16 protein-coding genes and 1 pseudogene are annotated in these 19780 nt (G+C 33.0%); 12 read left to right on the top strand and 5 right to left on the bottom strand.

What is annotated here, in order from left to right; genetic code table 11:
- Window positions 1–20 precede the first annotated feature (20 nt).
- From tmk to rsmI, 6 genes and pseudogenes are all read left to right on the top strand, one after another.
- A complete protein-coding gene (gene tmk / locus DW721_RS15015; RefSeq protein WP_118746214.1) occupies window positions 21–650 on the top strand; it encodes a dTMP kinase in 630 nt (209 codons plus the stop codon).
- An 87-nt stretch (window positions 651–737) separates the two neighbouring features.
- Entirely contained in the window at window positions 738–1178 is a 441-nt protein-coding gene (locus tag DW721_RS15010; protein ID WP_022015478.1) for a YaaR family protein, read from the top strand.
- A 14-nt stretch (window positions 1179–1192) separates the two neighbouring features.
- Window positions 1193–2182, top strand: coding sequence for a DNA polymerase III subunit delta' (gene holB / locus DW721_RS15005; protein WP_022015479.1), 990 nt, complete (start codon window positions 1193–1195; stop codon window positions 2180–2182).
- Between the two features lie 18 nt (window positions 2183–2200).
- Window positions 2201–3121, top strand: a pseudogene (locus tag DW721_RS15000) (stage 0 sporulation family protein); the annotation flags it as partial.
- A 281-nt stretch (window positions 3122–3402) separates the two neighbouring features.
- Window positions 3403–4167: a tRNA1(Val) (adenine(37)-N6)-methyltransferase gene (locus tag DW721_RS14995; protein WP_118746213.1), complete on the top strand. Its 765-nt coding sequence runs from the start codon at window positions 3403–3405 to the stop codon at window positions 4165–4167.
- A gap of 22 nt (window positions 4168–4189) precedes the next feature.
- Window positions 4190–5041, top strand: a complete 852-nt coding sequence (gene rsmI, locus DW721_RS14990) for a 16S rRNA (cytidine(1402)-2'-O)-methyltransferase (RefSeq protein ID WP_055946672.1) — start codon at window positions 4190–4192, stop codon at window positions 5039–5041.
- Here the strand turns inward: rsmI and DW721_RS14985 are convergent.
- Complete coding sequence (locus tag DW721_RS14985) at window positions 5033–5449, bottom strand: hypothetical protein (RefSeq protein WP_118746212.1); 417 nt, start codon at window positions 5447–5449, stop codon at window positions 5033–5035. The two genes, rsmI and DW721_RS14985, sit on opposite strands and share 9 nt — an antisense overlap.
- Window positions 5450–5749: 300 nt before the next feature.
- Between DW721_RS14985 and DW721_RS14980 the strand changes: the two genes are divergently transcribed.
- The 6 genes from DW721_RS14980 (at window position 5750) to DW721_RS14955 (ending at window position 15975) form a co-directional block, all read left to right on the top strand.
- The gene (locus DW721_RS14980) at window positions 5750–8260 is read left to right on the top strand and encodes a hypothetical protein (protein WP_118746211.1); all 2511 of its coding nucleotides are present in this window, start codon (window positions 5750–5752) and stop codon (window positions 8258–8260) included.
- Window positions 8261–8727: 467 nt separating this feature from the next.
- A complete protein-coding gene (locus DW721_RS14975; RefSeq protein WP_147355419.1) occupies window positions 8728–9795 on the top strand; it encodes a hypothetical protein in 1068 nt (355 codons plus the stop codon).
- A complete protein-coding gene (locus tag DW721_RS14970) occupies window positions 9759–11468 on the top strand; it encodes a leucine-rich repeat domain-containing protein (protein WP_118746209.1) in 1710 nt (569 codons plus the stop codon). Before DW721_RS14975 ends, DW721_RS14970 begins: the two co-directional genes overlap by 37 nt.
- Before the next feature lie 138 nt (window positions 11469–11606).
- Window positions 11607–13664, top strand: coding sequence for a carboxypeptidase-like regulatory domain-containing protein (locus tag DW721_RS14965; RefSeq protein WP_182436347.1), 2058 nt, complete (start codon window positions 11607–11609; stop codon window positions 13662–13664).
- 187 nt (window positions 13665–13851) lie between these two features.
- Window positions 13852–14868, top strand: a complete 1017-nt coding sequence (locus DW721_RS14960; RefSeq protein WP_022015488.1) for a glycosyltransferase family 2 protein — start codon at window positions 13852–13854, stop codon at window positions 14866–14868.
- 363 nt (window positions 14869–15231) lie between these two features.
- Complete coding sequence (locus tag DW721_RS14955; protein ID WP_022015489.1) at window positions 15232–15975, top strand: GTP pyrophosphokinase family protein; 744 nt, start codon at window positions 15232–15234, stop codon at window positions 15973–15975.
- A gap of 293 nt (window positions 15976–16268) precedes the next feature.
- Here the strand turns inward: DW721_RS14955 and DW721_RS14950 are convergent, their stop codons facing one another.
- From DW721_RS14950 to DW721_RS14935, 4 genes are all read right to left on the bottom strand, one after another.
- A complete protein-coding gene (locus tag DW721_RS14950; protein WP_118746207.1) occupies window positions 16269–16796 on the bottom strand; it encodes a DUF4446 family protein in 528 nt (175 codons plus the stop codon).
- 2 nt (window positions 16797–16798) lie between these two features.
- A complete protein-coding gene (locus DW721_RS14945; RefSeq protein ID WP_022015491.1) occupies window positions 16799–17743 on the bottom strand; it encodes a ParB/RepB/Spo0J family partition protein in 945 nt (314 codons plus the stop codon).
- 21 nt (window positions 17744–17764) lie between these two features.
- Window positions 17765–18526, bottom strand: a complete 762-nt coding sequence (locus tag DW721_RS14940) for an AAA family ATPase (protein ID WP_022015492.1) — start codon at window positions 18524–18526, stop codon at window positions 17765–17767.
- A 331-nt stretch (window positions 18527–18857) separates the two neighbouring features.
- On the bottom strand, window positions 18858–19148 hold the full coding sequence (locus tag DW721_RS14935) for an antibiotic biosynthesis monooxygenase (protein ID WP_118746206.1): 291 nt from the start codon (window positions 19146–19148) through the stop codon (window positions 18858–18860).
- Window positions 19149–19780 lie beyond the last annotated feature (632 nt).

The following is a 19780-nucleotide window of genomic DNA, read 5'->3' as shown; positions in this document are numbered from 1 at the left end:
ACACACGGAGGAAAACGGACATGGCATCAAAAAAGGGAAAATTTATTGTATTTGAGGGAATTGACGGGAGTGGCAAAACCACACAGATAAATCTCCTCAAACAAAAAATTGAGAACACGGGAACAAAATGTTTAGAAACCCGTGAGCCATCAGATGGTCCTGTCGGTGTCATGATCCGCCAGTGCCTTACCGGACGAATGAAGATAGACGAAGCGGCTCTGGCAGCACTTTTTGCCGCAGACAGACTTGACCATATTAACAACTCCGTAAACGGTCTGAAATCAAAAATTGATGAGGGCATATCCGTAATATCTGACAGATTTGTGCTCTCAAACTATGCATACCAGAGCGTGAAAGCCCCGCTCGAATGGGTGATGGAGTTAAACCGCATATCACTTGATACTCTCCGCCCCGACTGTCACATATACATTGATGTAGACCCTGAGATAACACTCGACCGTATGCAAAACGGCCGTTTCCAGACGGAACTTTTTGAAAACAAAAAAAGACTTACCGAGGTAAGAAACCGTTATCTCGAACTGATAGAAAAATTAAAAGAAACAGAAAACATTATTGTTATTGATGGAAACAATTCAATAGAAGATATTTCCGCTGCGATATGGGATAAAGTCGCTCATTTTTACAAATAAGAAAATACTTATATATATTCCAAAGATTGCTACCTCATATAAATTTGTGGTACAATAATATACATAAAAATGAAAGGAGGCACCTGTTTGGATCTTAAAATAACACCTATGCAGCAGCTACAGCAAATTGAACAGGCTGCAAAAACAAACGAATCAGATGGTTCCTTTCGCTTTACTCTGCTTAGTACCATAGAAGAGCAGGAACTTCAGGCTACCCTTTTTACCATGATGGAGGAGATAACCCAGCAGGGTGACAAACTCGGCAAACGCATGGACATAAGAGATATGAAAAACTACCGCAGGCTCATCAAAGAATTTATGAACGAGATAGCCTCACATACACATGAATTCAGCCGCGAAAATTTTCTCGACAAAAAAGGCCGCCACCGTGTATATGGTATTGTAAAACAGATAAATCAGACCTTAGACGAACTGGCCGCAGAACTTCTCAAAGAAGAAAAAGACCACTTGGCGATACTTGGAAAAATTGATGAGATTCGAGGTCTGATACTTGATATTATCACATAATTGGAGGTTTAGTTATGGCAAACTTTAAAGACATTATTGGCCAGGAAAGTATAAAAAAACATTTGCAGACAGCTATCAAAACAGGCAATCTGTCACACGCATATATAATCAACGGAGAATACGGTTCAGGACGGCAGACTATTGCTTCTGCACTCGCAAAGACAATTCAGTGCCAGTCAAAAACAGACGATACTGATGCCTGCGGAGTGTGCACATCATGCAAACAGGCTGAATCGCACAATCACCCTGATATTAAATATATCACTCATGACAAGACCAGCATAAGTGTAAATGATATTCGAGAGCAGCTCAACAACGATATTTCCATTAAACCATACAGCAGCGAATATAAGATTTACATTATACCTGATGCAAATAAAATGACTGAGCAGGCACAGAACGCACTTTTAAAAACAATAGAAGAACCACCCGTGTATGCAATTATTATATTGCTCACGGAAAATTGCGACAGTCTTTTACCAACAATAAGATCGCGTTGTGTCACTCTCACGATGAATCCTGTAGAAAAAGACAAAATATGCACCTACCTTGAAAATAAATTTCAATTAGAACCCGAACAGGCACAGATAGCAGCAAATTATTGTCAGGGAAATATAGGAAAAGCAATCCGTTTTGCAAGTTCAAGTGATTTTATAGAGATGAAAAATCAGGTATTAAAATTACTTAAAAATCTCGACTCAATGGATATTGCTTCAATAATAGATACAATTAAAGAATTTTCAACGCACAAAAATGATATAAATGATTATCTTGACCTTATGCTTTTATGGTATCGCGATGTACTTATGTTTAAAGTTACAAAAGATGCAAATCTTTTATTATACAGCGATGAATATTCTGCCATTTCCGAGCAGGCAACAAAACGCGATTATGAAAATATTGAAAACATTATTGCTGCCATTGACAAGGCAAAAGTTCGTCTCAAAGCAAATGTAAACTTTGATGTGACAATAGAATTAATGATTCTTGCAATGAAAGATTAATTGTATATGGAGGAAAAAATGATTTTAATTATTGGAGTAAGGTTCCGTAAATCCGGCAAAGTGTACTATTTTGCCCCAAACGGACTTGATATAAAAAAAGGCGATCATGTCATAGTTGAAACGGCACGAGGAATAGAATACGGACTTGTTGTTCTCGGTCAAAAAGAAGTCACTGATGACAAAGTTGTCCAGCCATTAAAAGATGTTATCAGAATAGCAACAGAGAGTGATTATGAAATACACGCTGAGAACGAAGAAAAAGAAAAAGAAGCATATAAAATATGCCTTGAAAAAATAGCAAAGCATGAACTTCAGATGAAACTTATCGACTGTGAATACACCTTTGATAAAAACAAGCTTCTATTTTACTTTACGGCAGATGGCAGAATAGATTTCAGAGAACTTGTAAAAGACCTTGCTTCTATTTTCAGAACAAGAATAGAACTTCGTCAGATTGGTGTTCGTGATGAGACAAAACTTATAGGTGGCATAGGTATATGCGGAAGACCACTCTGCTGCCACACATATCTTTCAGATTTCGCCCCTGTGTCTATCAAAATGGCAAAGGAACAAAATCTTTCGCTTAATCCAAGCAAAATATCAGGTGTATGCGGAAGACTTATGTGTTGTCTGAAAAACGAGGAAGAAGCCTACGAATATCTCAATGCAAAACTCCCTCACATAAATGAAGATGTAAAAACCATAGACGGTTACAACGGTATTGTGCAGAGCGTAAGTGTATTAAAACAGCTTGTAAAAGTAATTATCACAAAAGACAATGACGAAAAAGAAGTCCGTGAATATCATGTTGACGACCTTAAATTTGAGAAATCAGCTTCAAGAACTTCCGTATCGCCGGGACAAGCTTTACCCGATGAGGAATTAGACGAAAATGCCTTAAAAGAACTTGAGCAGATGGAAAAAGGCGATATTGAAGATATGACCGAAGAAGAAGAACAGAATAAAAAGTACAAAAACAATCACTACCAGAAAAAGAATTTCAATAAACGCCCTAAATATCCGGATACAAAAAATAAACCGGCTGAAAATTTTTCAGGAAAAAAAGGTAAACACTATAACCGTGAGCGTGATAACAATAACTATCGTCACAACAACAATAATAACAATAATCAGCCACGCAAAAATTATCACAAATCATCCGGCGGAAACGGCGGTTATGGTAATGGCTACAACAACATTAAACCTGAATAAGAGATAATATGAAAAAAGAAAATTATTTAAAAGACGGAGAACGCCTTGATGATCTCCAGCTAAACGGTTTGCACATAATACAGAATCCCGAAAAATTCTGCTTTGGCATGGATGCGGTTTTACTGTCATCATTTTGCACTAAAACCATACGAAAAAAAGACAAAGTTCTTGATTTAGGTACAGGTACAGGTATCATTCCGATACTTCTGTCCGCAAAAGCAGAGCCGGCACATATCAGTGCTCTTGAAATTCAGGATGAAAGCGTTGATATGGCAAAAAGAAGTGTAAACTTAAACGGTCTTGACGAAAAAATAGATATTATTCATGGCGATATTAAAACAGCTTCACTAAATTTCGGTGCGGCTGTTTTTGATGCTGTCACAACAAATCCCCCATATATGAATGACAATCACGGCATTAAAAATCCGGATGTTCCAAAAGCGATAGCACGACATGAAATATTATGCAATCTCGATGACATTGCAAGAGAAAGCTCAAAACTTTTAAAGACACAGGGGCGTTTCTATATGGTACACCGCCCGTTCAGAATGACCGAGATAATTTGTACATTAGCTAAATATAAGCTTGAAACAAAACGCATCTGCATGGTTCATCCTTTTGTATCAAAAGAGCCTAATATGCTGCTTATCGAAGCTGTAAAAAATGGAAAACCTTTTGTCAAATTTGAACCTCCGATAATAGTTTATGAAACACCTGGAAAATACACTGAACAATTATTAGAGATATACGGTTTGCAGCAGCATACACCTTAAATCAAATGAAAGGAAAACTGATATGAATACCACCACTCCCGGCACACTTTATCTCTGTGCAACACCTATAGGCAATCTTGAAGACATAACATTCAGAGTTCTTAAAACACTAAAAAAAGTAGACCTTATTGCCGCCGAAGACACAAGAAATACGATAAAACTGTTAAATCATTTTGAGATAAAAACTCCAATGACAAGTTACCACGAATACAATAAAATTGAAAAAGCAAAATATCTTGTCGAAAAAATAACAAACGGAACAGATATTGCACTCGTTACAGATGCCGGAACACCGGGTATATCCGACCCCGGAGAAGAACTCGTCAAACAGGCATATGAAGCCGGCTTAACAGTCACTTCCTTACCCGGAGCCTGTGCCTGCGTTACCGCTCTCACACTTTCCGGTCTCTCAACAAGGCGATTCTGTTTTGAAGCATTTCTTCCTGTTGACAAAAAAGAACGCCGTGCAATACTCGACTCCTTAAAAAAAGAAACACGCACCATTATAATATATGAAGCACCGCACCATTTGAAAGCAACACTTTCAGAACTTTACTCATATCTTGGTGACCGCAAGATAACATTTTGTAAAGAACTCACAAAATTGCACGAAACTGTACAGCAAATGACCTTAAGTCAGGCAATCGAATATTACGGGCAGACTCCGCCAAAAGGCGAATATGTCATGGTTATCGAAGGTATCTCCCATAAAGAACTGGAAAAACAGTCGATACAGGAATGGGAAAAAATCACCATACAGGAACATATGGATATTTATCTTTCACAGGGAATGGATAAAAAATCATCCATGAAACAGGTCGCACTCGACAGAGGCATCCCAAAAAGAGAAGTATATAATACCCTCTTAAAATAATTTATTATTTGATATGCAGGCGTGTCTGTTTTTTCTATAAACAATCACGCCTGACAAAAGTGCATAGATTAACAAATCAGGGTTTTTATCCACAAAATTTATGTTATCTTTCTCATTATTCTTATAATCTTTTAAAACTCTTTCAACAATTCCGTCAATAAATCTCTTATCAGGCAGCTCATCAAACATTGGGCTTCCATCATACTCATATTTATCACATTCATTATTGACATACATAAGTATTATTCTAAGATTGACATGCATAAGATAGTCATACTTTTTTTCGCCTTTTTCCGAAACACACTCCGAACAAACACAGGAATTTTTATTATCTTTCACACCGTCTGCTGCTGCATATATCATCAGATTTCCATTATCATACATCCCTCTTATTATGTTTTCTTTCACAATAAACCTCATTTCCGCTGGCATTTTTTACATATAATATGAAAATTATTATCACACCATAACATAAAAAACATTTTTTAACATATTATATGCTTAAGTTTTCATTAAGTTCATTGCCTTTTTGCTCAAAAAACACTATACTAATTTATTGTACGGAACAGCTTACTTTCTTTTTTTATATTAAGCAGTTTCACACAAAAAAATATAAATAAAATTACTATTCACACAGTAAGTGCCATGGATATTAACAATTCGTTTCGCTGCTTACTCATATAAATAATAAAAATCAGGAGGTATATTTTGAAACATATATATAAATTTTTTGCATTATTTTTAATATTTGGTCTTTCAATTTTTTTATTTAGAAAAATGATACCGGAGGCTTCAGCGGGCACATCAAGTGCCACAACGCTTCAGACAGCAACATTTCCAATAATGTACCTTGAAATAGGCAATGGCTATACCGTAAACACTTTGCACGGTTACAGCAGCGAATTAAACAGTTCCAATGTAAGAGAATGTATTACACCTCTTGAAGCTGACAAATCATTTATTGTTAAATTTAAAGAAAATCAGACAAAAGTAAAAAAACTTACTTTCAATCTCAAAGATATTACAAACAATAAAGTAATCGAGTCAGACACTCTTACTGCTTTTGATAATAAAAAAGGACTTAAAACGCTTAAAATAAAGTTGTCGGAAAGTATTGATACAAGTACCGAATATGGAATGGATATTGTACTTACGACCAATTTAAGCAAAAAAATCCATTACTATACACGAATAAAATATTACGATACTGATTTCTTCCTTAAACAGAAACTCGAATTTGTTACAGGCTTTCATAATGCGACATTTAATCCCGGCAAATCCTTTAAATACGCAAAATACCTTGAAAGCAATACATCAGCAAACAAATCGTATGCCAATGTAGGGATTAATTCCTCTCCTGAGCTCGTTACATGGGGCAAATTAAAGCCAAAACTTCTCTCAGAGACAATTCCTACAATAAAGGAGGTAAATGTCGAGACAGCCGCAATACAATATGTTTATTATGTAAGGGCTAAAACTTCATCCGGCAGCGAAACTTTTCTTGTAAAAGAATTTTATCGTGTACGCTATTCTGGCAGCAGACTTTATCTGTTAAATTTCAGGCGTACGATGGAAGCAGTCTTTAATCCAAAACTTACTTCCGTCAGAAAAAGCCAGTTTAAAATAGGTGTATCCAATGAAAGCAACTTTCAGTTGACTTTAAACGATAAGGCAAATGAGCTTGCATTTGTCCGCAATGGTTCACTCTGGTACTACGACATGGATAAAGACAATCTCCACGAAGTATTTTCTTTTGCACAGAAAAAAACTGATTACTTAAGAGACACCTATGACCAGCACAATATAAAACTCCTTAACTTTGATGACAATAATACAATCAATTTTGTTGTCTATGGTTATATGAACTGCGGTGATTATGAGGGGCGTGTTGCTGTAATACTTTACAATTACGACCCTGCCAAAAATCTTATTACAGAGCGTGTATATATTCCGCTTGAAACAACATATCAGCAGTTAAAAGAGGATTTTGGAAAATATTGCTATGTTAATAAACAAAATATTTTCTACTTCTCAATGAACAATGTCATGTATGCATATAACATTTCATCAAAAAAATACGAACTGCTTACCAAAAATATAGCAAAAGATAATTTTTCAATGATGGAAGATGCAAAATGCTTTGTCTGGTCTAATGCGTCAAAATCGGATTACTCGCAAAAGATTACAATATTAAATCTTGATACGGCAAATAAACTTGAAGTAACCGCACCGGAAAATCAAAGTATCGTAGTTCTCGGAACTATTGATGCAAATGTGGTTTACGGCTTTGTCAAAAATAAAGACATTTATGAAGGCTCAAACGGAGAAACCATACAACCTGCATACAAACTCGTCATTTCCGATTGCAACGGAAATATCATGCGTGAATATAAAAACAAAAATATTTATGTTATTTCGGCAACCGTTGAGAATAATGTAATAACCTTAAAAAGAGTCAGAAAAACAGGCAACGGTTTTAAACCGACAAATCCTGATAGTATATTGAACCAGAAAAAAGCGACAAAAAAGACTGTTCATGTTGCATCAAGAATTACAAAACAGTCACTCGCCGAAAAATATATATGCCTGCCGTCAGGTTACAAAATGAAAAAAACACCTGAAATACAAAAGGCAAAACATGTAATGGTGACAGAAAACACCACTCTTCATCTCGCTGACGAGAGCAGCAGCTCATTTAAATATTATATATATGCCTACGGAGAAGTTACAGCAAGCTTTACAACCCCTGCAAAAGCAATTCAAAAGGCTGATGAGCAGATGGGGGTCGTAATGGATAACAGGTCCCATGTTGTCTGGGAAAGAGGTGGAAAGTTCATATCAAAAGAGGTATCCGGTATGTCATATCCTGACACCGCAGACAGCAAAAAAGCAGCAGTTCTTATGCTGTTGCAGGCAGCCCAGTCAGAAACAGACGAAAGTTCATTAAAAGGCAGTTCGATAATGTCAATGCTAAAAACACATATAAAACAACCTGCTGATCTTACCGGCTGTACCCTTGACGAAGTATTGTATTTTGTAAGCAGCGGCAAACCTGTGATTGGTATGCTAAGCGACTCACACGCAGTTGTCATAACAGGTTACACAACATCGACTGTTACATGGTTAGACCCTGTAACACACAAAAAGAATACTACTTCGCTAACTTCTGCTGAGCATACATTTAAGGATGCTGGATATAGATTTGCAAGTTATATGTAAAAAACAAATAAAAAAAAGCCGATTTGGAAATTCAAACCGGCTTTTTACTTTGCTTTTTCAGAGTGTCGTTCCACGAATATATGTTCCTCATAATGATTTTTTGTGAACATTTCACAAAAAAAAATATTTTTTTTGTATGATTTTAAGCTGGAAAACTCTTACTATATATAATAGAATATGACCATCTTATTTTTATTAGATGATGTGTGGAAAGGAAAGCTATGTACCACACACATTCAAAATTATCATTTATATTATTTTTTTGTAACATAAAAAGTTCAAAAAAATATCATATAAAAACGGCAGCAAATTTATCCGCCGTCTTTATCACAATATTAATCACATTTTTTATAATAACACCACCTATACAAACATTCTGTCATACAAAAACTGACAACACAAATATATCAACGGTGTTTAGTTCTGATGCCGTAAAACAAACACTTACATTATCTGAAACCCACTATATGCTTACAAATTCGGCACAGCTAAAGCAAAATATATTATATAAAGATACCATAAAAAACAATTCAGTAAATTACTATTATATCAACAACCCTGCTGCCACAAATCTATTTTGTATAAAATGTGTATCAGGTAAATTAACCACCACTGAAATACAATTTTTTGATGATGCAAACAACGAAATAAACACCAATATTATAAGACATCAAAATTATTTCTATATAGATGTAAAAAAATTATTAGCAAAAGTCCCCTCTGCCACCCGTATTTATATAACGGCAGGCAGCAGAAAAACAAGCAATATAGAAATTATTTATACCAAAAATATTACGACACCAAAAAGTAATAATAATAATAATGCTGATAAAAAAGGCATTGCCAAATGCAACACACAAAAAAGCATAACCAAAAGTAACACTAAAAAAAAGACATATAAAAAAGATACTAAAAAACGCATAATAAAAAAAGCTGCAAATAAGGAAGATACCAAAACACACGCAACTAAAAAAAGCACTACAAAAAAAGCACCTGCAAAAAACAAGAAAAACATAACTGCAATACACAAAAAAACAGTTCAAAAAAGCAATCCTAAAAAAAATAATATACATAACCAAAACAATAAATCACGCAGAAAAACAAATAACAACGCAACAGCCAAAAAAAGCAACAAAAATAAAATTGCACATCATAAAACAACTGATAAAAATAAGAGCAAAAACAATATTGCACATCATAAAATAACTGATAAAAATAAGAGCAAAAACAATATTACACATCATAAAACAACTGATAAAAATAAGACTAAAAATCAAAATGTAAATAATAAATATGTAAAATTTAATACTAAATTTATTACACTTAAAAGCACTAAAAATACATTTCTTGCATATAGAACAAATATAAAAATAACAAACAAAACCAAGATAATATGGACAAGCAGTAATACAAATATTGTCTCAACAAACAAACATAAAATAACAGCACACCACAAGGGATTAGCTATTATAACACTTACAATAAAAGACAGGACCGTATGCAAAAAGGCAATATGCACAATTCGCGTTATATAAATAATTCTTTTATAAAAAAGGAGGTAACTATGTTTTTAAATAATGCACCTAAAAAACTTTTAAAAAAATATCCGATAACCGACTTAATATACATAACTCATGACTGCTGTGTTTACAAGTCTAAGCAGGCTGACAGCGGCAGCTATAGTATTATTAAGATAACTCCCTATCTTCATAAACAGCACTGCATTTTAAAGTCTGTTTCACATATAAATGATGTGCACCTGCTTACTCCGTTTTCGGTAGAAAAGTATAAGGATTTTACTGTTTCCGTATATCCTTATAAAGTGTCTGTTATAGATAAGATAATTTCCGGTAAACTTTGTTTTGATGAACTTCTAACCCTCGCCCTAGACTTATGCGACGGCATTATCAGGCTTCATTCAAATAATATTCTTCATCTGGATATATCACCAAATAATATATATCTTAATGATGATAATACTTTTTGTATTGGTGACTTTTCATTTTCCCAGAAAAAAAGTAATAATAAAATACGCCGCAATATTTATTTTACAGAAGGCTACTCTCCTCCTGAATTTAAAGCATATTCCAAAAATTTGGTACAGATAAATGAACTGTCTGACGAATATTCACTTGCAAAAACAATTCTGAGTCTTTGCCACGGATATAACACTTCTGCTAAAGACCATCCGGTTCAAGATACAACGGACATTCCTGAATATTTTTTTGATATTTTGAATAAAGCATCCTCTGAAATCCAGGAATATCGTTATCCATCTATCAATGCTTTTAAAACTGAACTGCTCTCTTTTAAAGCTGAATACGATATTTCCGAAATAAAATATTATATTAGTTTTAATTCAGAAAATAACCCTTTCAATAATACAAAAACAAGACCAATGGTAAAACCACATATTGAAGAACCTACTCCTGCAATACAAAAAATTATTAACTCGCCTGCATTTATGACTGTTGCTATTTTATTAGCCGTTATTTTACCAATACTGAGTCTGTATAAAATTTTTTACACTCCTAATAATGCCGATAAAATTGCAGCCCACAACATCCAAAATATATCCATCTCCTATGAGACAAAAGAACCTGTTGCAATTATCGAAGAAAATAAAACTAATAACAAAAACACTGATTCTGCAGAAATTGATTGCAATGACAAAAACACTAATACCACAAAAATTGATTGCAATGACAATGTCGATAACTCAAAAATTAAGAAAGACAACATCAATAAATCTTCTGTTAAAGAAATTGATATTGAGGACAAGAATATTACTTCATTATCTGAAGATTGTATTAAAAGTACACTTAATATTAACTTTGATATAAACTCTGTTACTATTATTTCAGCGAACAATAATACTATCTCTGACATAAGCAGATTATCTGAATTTGTATCAGTCAGAGAACTATATTTATCTGACAACCGTATAAAAAATATCGACTCTCTTAAACAGCTTTTCAATCTAAAAACACTTGTTATATCTTCAAACTTAATTGATGACATAACTTCCTTAAAGGAACTAAAAAACCTTGAGAACCTCGATATATCCAATAACAAAAAACTTAAAAACCTCTCTGCCTTATATGAACTAAAAACGCTAAAGCTATTATGTATTAATGAAACTGCAGTCACTAAAGGTACCATAAAAAAATTAAAAGAAAGCTTGCCTGATTGTGAAATAATATATTAATCCATAACCAAAAAGTTACACTTAAAAAGGCATTAAATTATATTTTAAAATCAATAAAAAGGAGAACTTTATATGAGAAAAACAACTAATAAAAAGACGATACACCCGACAATATTTAAAGCAATTAACCACTGTACATTGAGAGCAAACGGTGCAATATTTTTTTTATTTATTAATATGAGTTTTTGTGCTATTTTTTCGCTGGCTTTATTACTGACATTTCCCCCTATAATCTCTCACGGAAAAACAACCAAAACAAGCTTTGAAAACAGATATAATGCTATATATATTGGAAAAACTTACAAATACAATATTGTCAATCCTCCTAAAAAAGCAAAAATAAAATTTGCTGTCAGCAACAACAAATTAGCAACAATAAATCAAAACTCCGGTATTTTATATCCACGCAAAAAAGGCAGCGTAACCATTAAAGCTTTTGTTACTGATATTAATAAAAATCAAAAACTTACGCTCAAAAAAACAGTTAAAATAAAAGCTTTGAAAACGGTCAAAAAAGATACCTCTGAAATACCATTTTCTCTCCCTTCAACTTATGTCAACAGTATAAACTATACCGTAAAATTAAAAGCAGCAAAAATCATGCAGACATCCGAAGTCAAATCATCTTATATACAACTTGTAAAACAGAAACATGAGCTAAAAGGACAGTTTAAAAATTTATCTGCTAACGGCAGATATATCACCTATGAACTTGATAATGACGCTGTAAAACAGCTTACTCCCGGTGATAGAACAATGGATGGAACTTATACTATGTCCTGCTCTCTTTCTTCACGCAAACTAAACATTAACTATGCAGAACATTTTGTTGGTCAGTCTGTAACAGGTTTTGTCATGACTCCCGAAGGAAATCCGGTTGAAAATGCAAATATAACTATATCCAACAATAATTTTACCGTAAATACAACAAGTGACAAAAACGGTTATTATAATGTTCGCTTTCCAAAACCTGAAACTGTTGTGCTAACTGTATCATGCAACAATTACTATACTCGCACAATAAAAGATATTTACTTGAAAATCCCAAAATCTGTCTGTAAAAACATTGTAATGCATAAAAAGGAAACTTCGGACAAAAACAGCTCTTTACTGTCTGCATATTTTAATATACGGTCATATGATAAACAGCCTGTAAAGCTCGAAATTTCTTCATGTGATGCAACTGCTGATGTTTCATCATCTGATACAACCTCTAACAATTTATCACGCAATTCAAACACCGATACTTTATTATCTGATACAACTGCCAACGCCTTGTCAAACAATTCAACCGCTGATGCTTATAGCGACTCTCAGACTTTTACCACTGATGAGTCAGGCGGACTTTTTATCTCACCGGATGATGCACTCACTTCAAAAAAGCTTCTGTCCGATGCTGACATTATTACACTTTCTTCAACAAATAAAAATATTTCTCATAAAGAAAATATAGAAGCCAAAAACTATCCAGCATTTAGTTATCCATTTTTATATCAGAAAAAATATCATGTGAAAATTTTTAGTTCTGCTAACAAAAGCCTTCAAGCTGACTGTGAATTTTATTTTTCATTTGATAACTTTACTTCATGCAACCTCATATTTGATATAACTCTAAACCAAACTAACAAAACCATTTTTCCGTTATCCTTACTGCCCCTTAATCCGGGCAGTAATATTGATTTAGAAAAGATAAATTATTATCATGCTGATTTATACCAGATTGGCATACCGGCTCCTTTATGTTATTTTAATTTTTGTGAGAACACACCTGCCAATTTTGCATCAAAGATAAACTCATCAGAACTCTATCTTAAAAACGGTAATTTTTATTATGCAGTTTTTAGGGCTTTAGATTATACTAACAACATAATTTTGTCAGACATTCTTGCTCCATTTAAAATTGAAAATAGCATTATGCATTTTGATGATGACTCTCTGATTTTTTCAGACAATAATGCATTTGACATAAAATCAAAACAACTTCCAATTCTTTCCGACATACTTTTGAATGCAGCTAATCTTCCACAGGACAGCAGTTATAAAAATACCGTTTTATGTACTTATGACAGCTATGGAAAAATCAAAAGCACATTCTTTTCATCGCTCTCCTCAACCCTATTGCAAAAAAAATTATCTCAGGCATCATCCGGCTATATTATTTACACTGACTCTGAATCATTTGACATCGGTATTTAATTTTTTTTGCTAAAAAGTTATAAATCACAAATGTTATAAATAATTAAGAATTATTTCCTTTAATATAATTCAATTTCATTATATAATAGTGTTAAAGTAAACTATAAATAACCCAGCTAACAGTTGGAACCTCTTCCTGACTTTCAGCAGGGAAGATTACAATTAATAAATAATGATTGGAGATATTATGAAACTATTAAGCGTAACTATTCCTAGTTATAACTCACAGGAATACATGGAAAAAGCTATTAACTCAGCACTTATAGGTGGGGATGACATTGAAATTCTCGTTGTTGACGACGGTTCATCGGACAACACTCTTGATATAGCACTTAAGTATGAAAAAAAATATCCGGGAATCGTGCGTGCCATCCATAAAGAAAATGGCGGACATGGCTCGGCTGTTAATACGGGTCTTGCAAATGCCACCGGTCTTTACTTCAAAGTTTTAGACAGTGACGACTGGTTCGATAAAGAGAGCCTTGTCAAAGTTCTTGACTTTTTACGCGAAATTGTAACTGATTCCAAACAACTTGATATGCTTATAAGCAATTATGTATATGAAAAACCTAGTGCACATAAACATAAGGCTATTAATTATCACAGTGCAATTCCATGCAATGAATTTATAGGCTGGAAAGATGTAAAACATTTTAAAATGAGTCAAAATTTACTTATGCATTCCATAATTTACAGAACAAAACTTTTAAGAGATTGCAGCCTCAAATTACCTGAGCATACATTTTATGTTGATAACTTATATGCCTACATTCCACTACCATATGTAAACACTATCTTTTACCTCGATGTAGATCTGTATAGGTATTTTATCGGGCGTGAAGACCAGTCTGTAAATGAAGCCATTATGATAAAAAGAATCGACCAGCAGCTTAAAGTTACCAAGCTTATGATTGACTCTCATGATCTTTCATCAATAAAAAATAAAAAGTTACAATCATACATGACAAAATATCTCGCTATGATGATGATAGTCAGTTCTGCTCTGCTTGTTAAAGACGGTACACCTGAAAGTCTTAGAAAAAGACAGGAACTTTGGGATTATTTAAAAAGCAACAGCAAGCGTGTGTATCGAGACATAACAAACAAAAAATTTGGCAGGCCATTACAATTAAAGAGCAAAGTCGGAAGACAGGTGATTATTCTTGGATATCGTTTTTGTAACAAAATTTACGGTTTCAATTAAATAATACCAGGCTTATATTTTAAATTAAAAACAGCTAAACACTATTAGTTAATTTGATATTTCCAATTAACTAATATCAAGTTTATATTTTAAACTGAAAACACAAAACAAAAATCTTTTTATTTTGTTTTCAGCTAATTAATACCAAACTTACTTTTCAAACGGTTAGTAGTACATTTTAATGCACTCTCGGAATTTTCTGAACGAAGAATTTCGAGATGGATTTTTGATATACAATGACATTTTCGCAGTGCGTACACGGTGTGTACGACGAGAAAATGGAAACAGTATATCGGAAATCTAGCCGAAATGACTCGTTTTGAGGAGATACCGAGAGTACATTTAATATCAAGGGGGGTTTTTATGGAAGTACCAATATATTATGATGAAGAAGAAGAATGGCAGCGAGCATTACTGCTTTACGATGCAGTATTAAAAGAAATATGTACCAAGATAGAAATATTAAATAACGAATTTAAACTAGCTCATCAGTATAACCCGATAGAACACATATCTTCGCGTATTAAATCTGCTGACAGTATAGCTCGTAAAATGCGTATAAACAACAGAGAGCTTACCGTAGAAAATATTATCAGATATGTAAATGATGTTGCAGGGGTACGCATCATCTGTACCTTTACTTCAGACATATACCGTATAGCAGATGCTATAGCCAAGCAAAGCGATGTAACTGTACTGCGTGTCAAAGATTATATCGCCAATCCAAAGCCTAATGGATATACAAGCTACCATATGATAGTATCTATTCCTATTTTTCTTTCTAATGACAAAATAGATACAAAGGTTGAAATACAGATACGCACAATAGCTATGGATTTTTGGGCGAGCCTTGAGCATAAGATATATTACAAATTTGACGGAAAAGCTCCTGATGGTATCAGGGAAGAACTTAAAGAATGTGCAAATATTATCTCATTTCTTGACCAGAAAATGTTTTCTATCAACGAAGATGTAAAACACTACCACGATGATTTTAACGGTGGTTCATTTGTTACAGATGACTTGCCTGCACATATTTCAAAAGAAAAATCTGATACTATTCCATCAGAATTAAAATCTCTATATGGCAGTGTAGTATCAGAATAGTGCTGTATATATGCTACATTTATTTTCAAAAAGCATAACACATATATTTATTTACTTATAAGATTATCAGAAGCCATTTTCCTGATAGTCTTATAATGTTATTTATAAAATTATATTTACGAATATACACTAAAATTAAAAGGCTGCTGAATTTTCCAGCAACCTTTTTTCTATATTTCATATACTCTTATTTCATATATTCTTATTTCAGTTTCAAACAGAAAACTTTTTATATCTCACTCTCAGTCTAAAAAATTATTGTATTTCACTCTCCAGAACAATTTTTATATATATTACTCTCCATCTGAAAACTTCTTAAGACCGATATTTGATTTTGCCTCCTCGAGAGCCTGCTGTTCTTCTTCAGATAAAATCACAAAGGCTTCTCCGTTTACAACTTCTTTAGCATATGTAAAACAGCCTTCTCTTGAACTGTGCATAGAATTTATAATAAAACCATTATCCTCTTCAGTAAGCAAAACAAGTACAAAACTAAGTTTTCCACCTATTTCCTTAAATGCATCATATTTTACAAGTCCTATTTTTTGATATGATGAAACAAGTTTCCCAGATACATCTTCAACTCTCTCACTAAGTTCATGGACATCTGCCTCCAGCACATCTACTGTCGAAAACTTATCTAAAATAGCTTTTTCTAGATTTTTTCCATTTTCGCCAGCCATAAATTTTTTATACTTTTTTCTTGTACTACTGTTTTTTGCCATAGTCACAATTAGCATAATAAACATAAGCAATATTACTCCTGCCATACCTAACACAACATATCCAATATCAATTCCAAATTCATTAAATAATTTCATTTTTAGTCAGCCTCTCTCTCGTCTTTAATTCCATGAATTAATTCAAGTATTCTTTCAAATTCACTCTGTGAATAATACTCAATTTCAATTTTTCCCTTATCTTTTGATTTTCTGTTAATATTAACTTTTGTTCCAAAAGTCATTTTTAAATCTTCTTCAAATCTCTTATAAATTATTTCTTCCTGAGGATTTACCTGTTTTTTATTTTCTTTTTTCTTACTCTTTCCGTTCAAAATATTCTTAACAAGTTTTTCTGTATCTCTTACACTTAACTTTTCATCAAAAATTTTCTGTGCAATTTCATATTGCAAATCCCCATCTTCTATTGGAATAAGCGTTCTTGCGTGACCACTTTTTAATTTTTCCTCAATAACCATCCTTCTTACTCTCTCATCCAATTTGAGAAGTCTGAGTGAATTAGTTATAGCCACCCTGCTCTTTGACACTTTTTCAGCAACTTCATCCTGTCTCAGATTATATTCCTTTATAAGCTGTTCATATGCCTCTGCTTCTTCAATGGGATTTAAGTCTTCTCTTTGAATATTCTCAATAAGTGCAATCTCCATTATTTCCTGATTGCTGTAATTTTTCACAACTACCGGAATATCCTTAAGTCCGGCTATTTTTGCAGCCCTCCATCTTCTCTCTCCTGCAATAATTGTATATAACCCTTTTTCGCCCTTTTGCACTACAAGTGGTTGAATGATCCCCCTCAATTTAATTGACTCAGCAAGTTCATGTATAGAATCTTCATCAAAACTCTTTCTAGGCTGATTTTTGTTAGGTTCTATTTTATTAATATCTATGGTATCAACCTCTTTAATAACTTCCTTAACAACCTCTTTGATAACTTCTTTTGTCTTTATATTTTCTTTTTCTGACTTAGTTTTTTCTTTTGCCTGCGGTATCAATACATCGATACCTTTTCCAAGACCTTTCTTAGCCATAATATGTTTTCCTTTCATAACTTATTTTCTTGCAATAACCTCATCTGCTAAAGCCCTGTATGCTTCCGCTCCAGCGGATCTGGGCGAATACAAATTAATTGGCTGTCCATAGCTTGGAGCCTCCGCAAGCCTTACATTTCTTGGAATAATTGATTTATATATTTTCTTATCGATATTCTCTTTTACATTTTCTACAACCTGTAATGACAAACAAGTTCTTGCATCATACATAGTGAATACGATTCCCTCAATTTCAAGTTCATTATTTAATCTCTCTTTAACAAGCTGGATTGTGTACATTAATTCGCTGAGTCCTTCTAATGCATAATACTCACATTGAATAGGTACTATCACCGTATCAGCCGTAGTCATTGCATTAACAGTAAGCGTATTTAATGATGGTGGACAGTCAATTATAATAAAATCATAGTCATCTTTTATTCTTTCAACTTCCTTTTTTAATATAAACTCTCTGTCTACTTTCCCAATAAGTTCAATTTCAGCTCCGGCCAAGCCTCTTTCTGACGGAACTACAAATAACCCATCCATAATTGATTTAGTTATAGCATTTTCTATCTTAGCCTCGCCTAAAAGGACTTCATAACTCGTATCTTCAACTTCATTTTTGTCAATTCCCAACCCACTCGTTGTATTTCCCTGAGGATCCATATCAATTGTCAAAACTTTTTTATCTTTTTCAGCCAGACAAGCTGATAAATTTATTGCAGTAGTAGTTTTACCTACACCACCCTTTTGATTTGATATTGCAATTATTCTCCCCATTTTTTCACCTCATTTCTTTTATCTTGTTAAATATCAGCCGTAAAAAAGAGTAAAACCAGCGTTTTGCTCCCCAAGAATTGTTTCGCTATTCTCGTTGATGCCACACTACTTTACGAGCATTTTCCTGTACAGTAAAATAGTAATATTGATAATGTTATAATGTTTCACGTGAAACATTATAATATTATCAATATTATTTGGTTTCACTAGCTGTATTTTATTTTTGACATTTTCTATTTTACAACAAACAGAACTTTTTTTAAATACAAATACTTATTTTTTTATTTAGTAATAGTTCTTTTTTAAAAATCAACTCTGTGCTTCTATCCATTTATTCTCTGAAACTCTGCACATCAGTCTCTAATATATACTTTTCCTTAATAGCTTTTAACTTTTTCATATGTTCTGTTTTTAAATGTTGTTGTTGTTTTTCTTCAGATATCCACTTTTCTACCAGAAGTAAACTATCAGAATTTGTTACATTATAAAAATATTCATAAGAAATAAATCCATCTTCTTTTTTTATTTTGTCTAAGATTTCACTTTCGATTACTTCATTAACAAATATCTCTCTGGTTTCATGTTTTGCCTTATAATTAACTAATATTGTTATTTGTCCCATTAATTTATTTTGCCTTTCCTTCCCTGATATAATGTAACATTAATATTTCACCAAATAATTTGTATAAATTTTCATCTGCTTCATTGCGTCAACTGTAAACCGCCACATTCTTTTGCACATTTTTCCACCGTGTGTACCGAAAATCCACTCTATGTCGTTTAACTTAAAATCTGGGATACACTACACTGATTTTCAAATTCAAAAATGGTATAATGTTTCACGTGAAACATTATACCATTTTTATTAATAATCTTCTACTGTCCTTTACAAATATTTATTTATTTTTAGTAACAGTTCAGCCATAAAAAGATAATTGGCAATACAATGAGCTTGTTCATTGTATTGTTAAGTACCTTTTTATGGTAGAACTGTTACTATTTTTAAGCAAAAATTGACTCTATTTGAAAATTCAAATTGTTCCTTGTTCCAAAGTTCTGCAGAAATGCTAAAACTTAAAAATCAAGCTTATATTTCAAACAATATTTTTGGATAGTAATTAACTATTTAAAAATAGTTAATTACTCTAAACAGATATTCACAACCATCTCTTTTTTGTCCTTAACACTATCCGCTGTTGCTGGCAGCAAAACACAAAATATTAATATTCTCTGTTTAGTTCCATCTGGGTGATA

Source organism: Clostridium sp. AM27-31LB, from assembly GCF_003480745.1.
In the GTDB taxonomy this organism is placed as follows: Bacteria; Bacillota; Clostridia; order Lachnospirales; family Lachnospiraceae; genus Butyribacter; species Butyribacter intestini.
The sequence above is the reverse complement of the archived record's forward strand: the minus strand, read 5'-3'. Positions and strand labels throughout refer to the sequence as shown.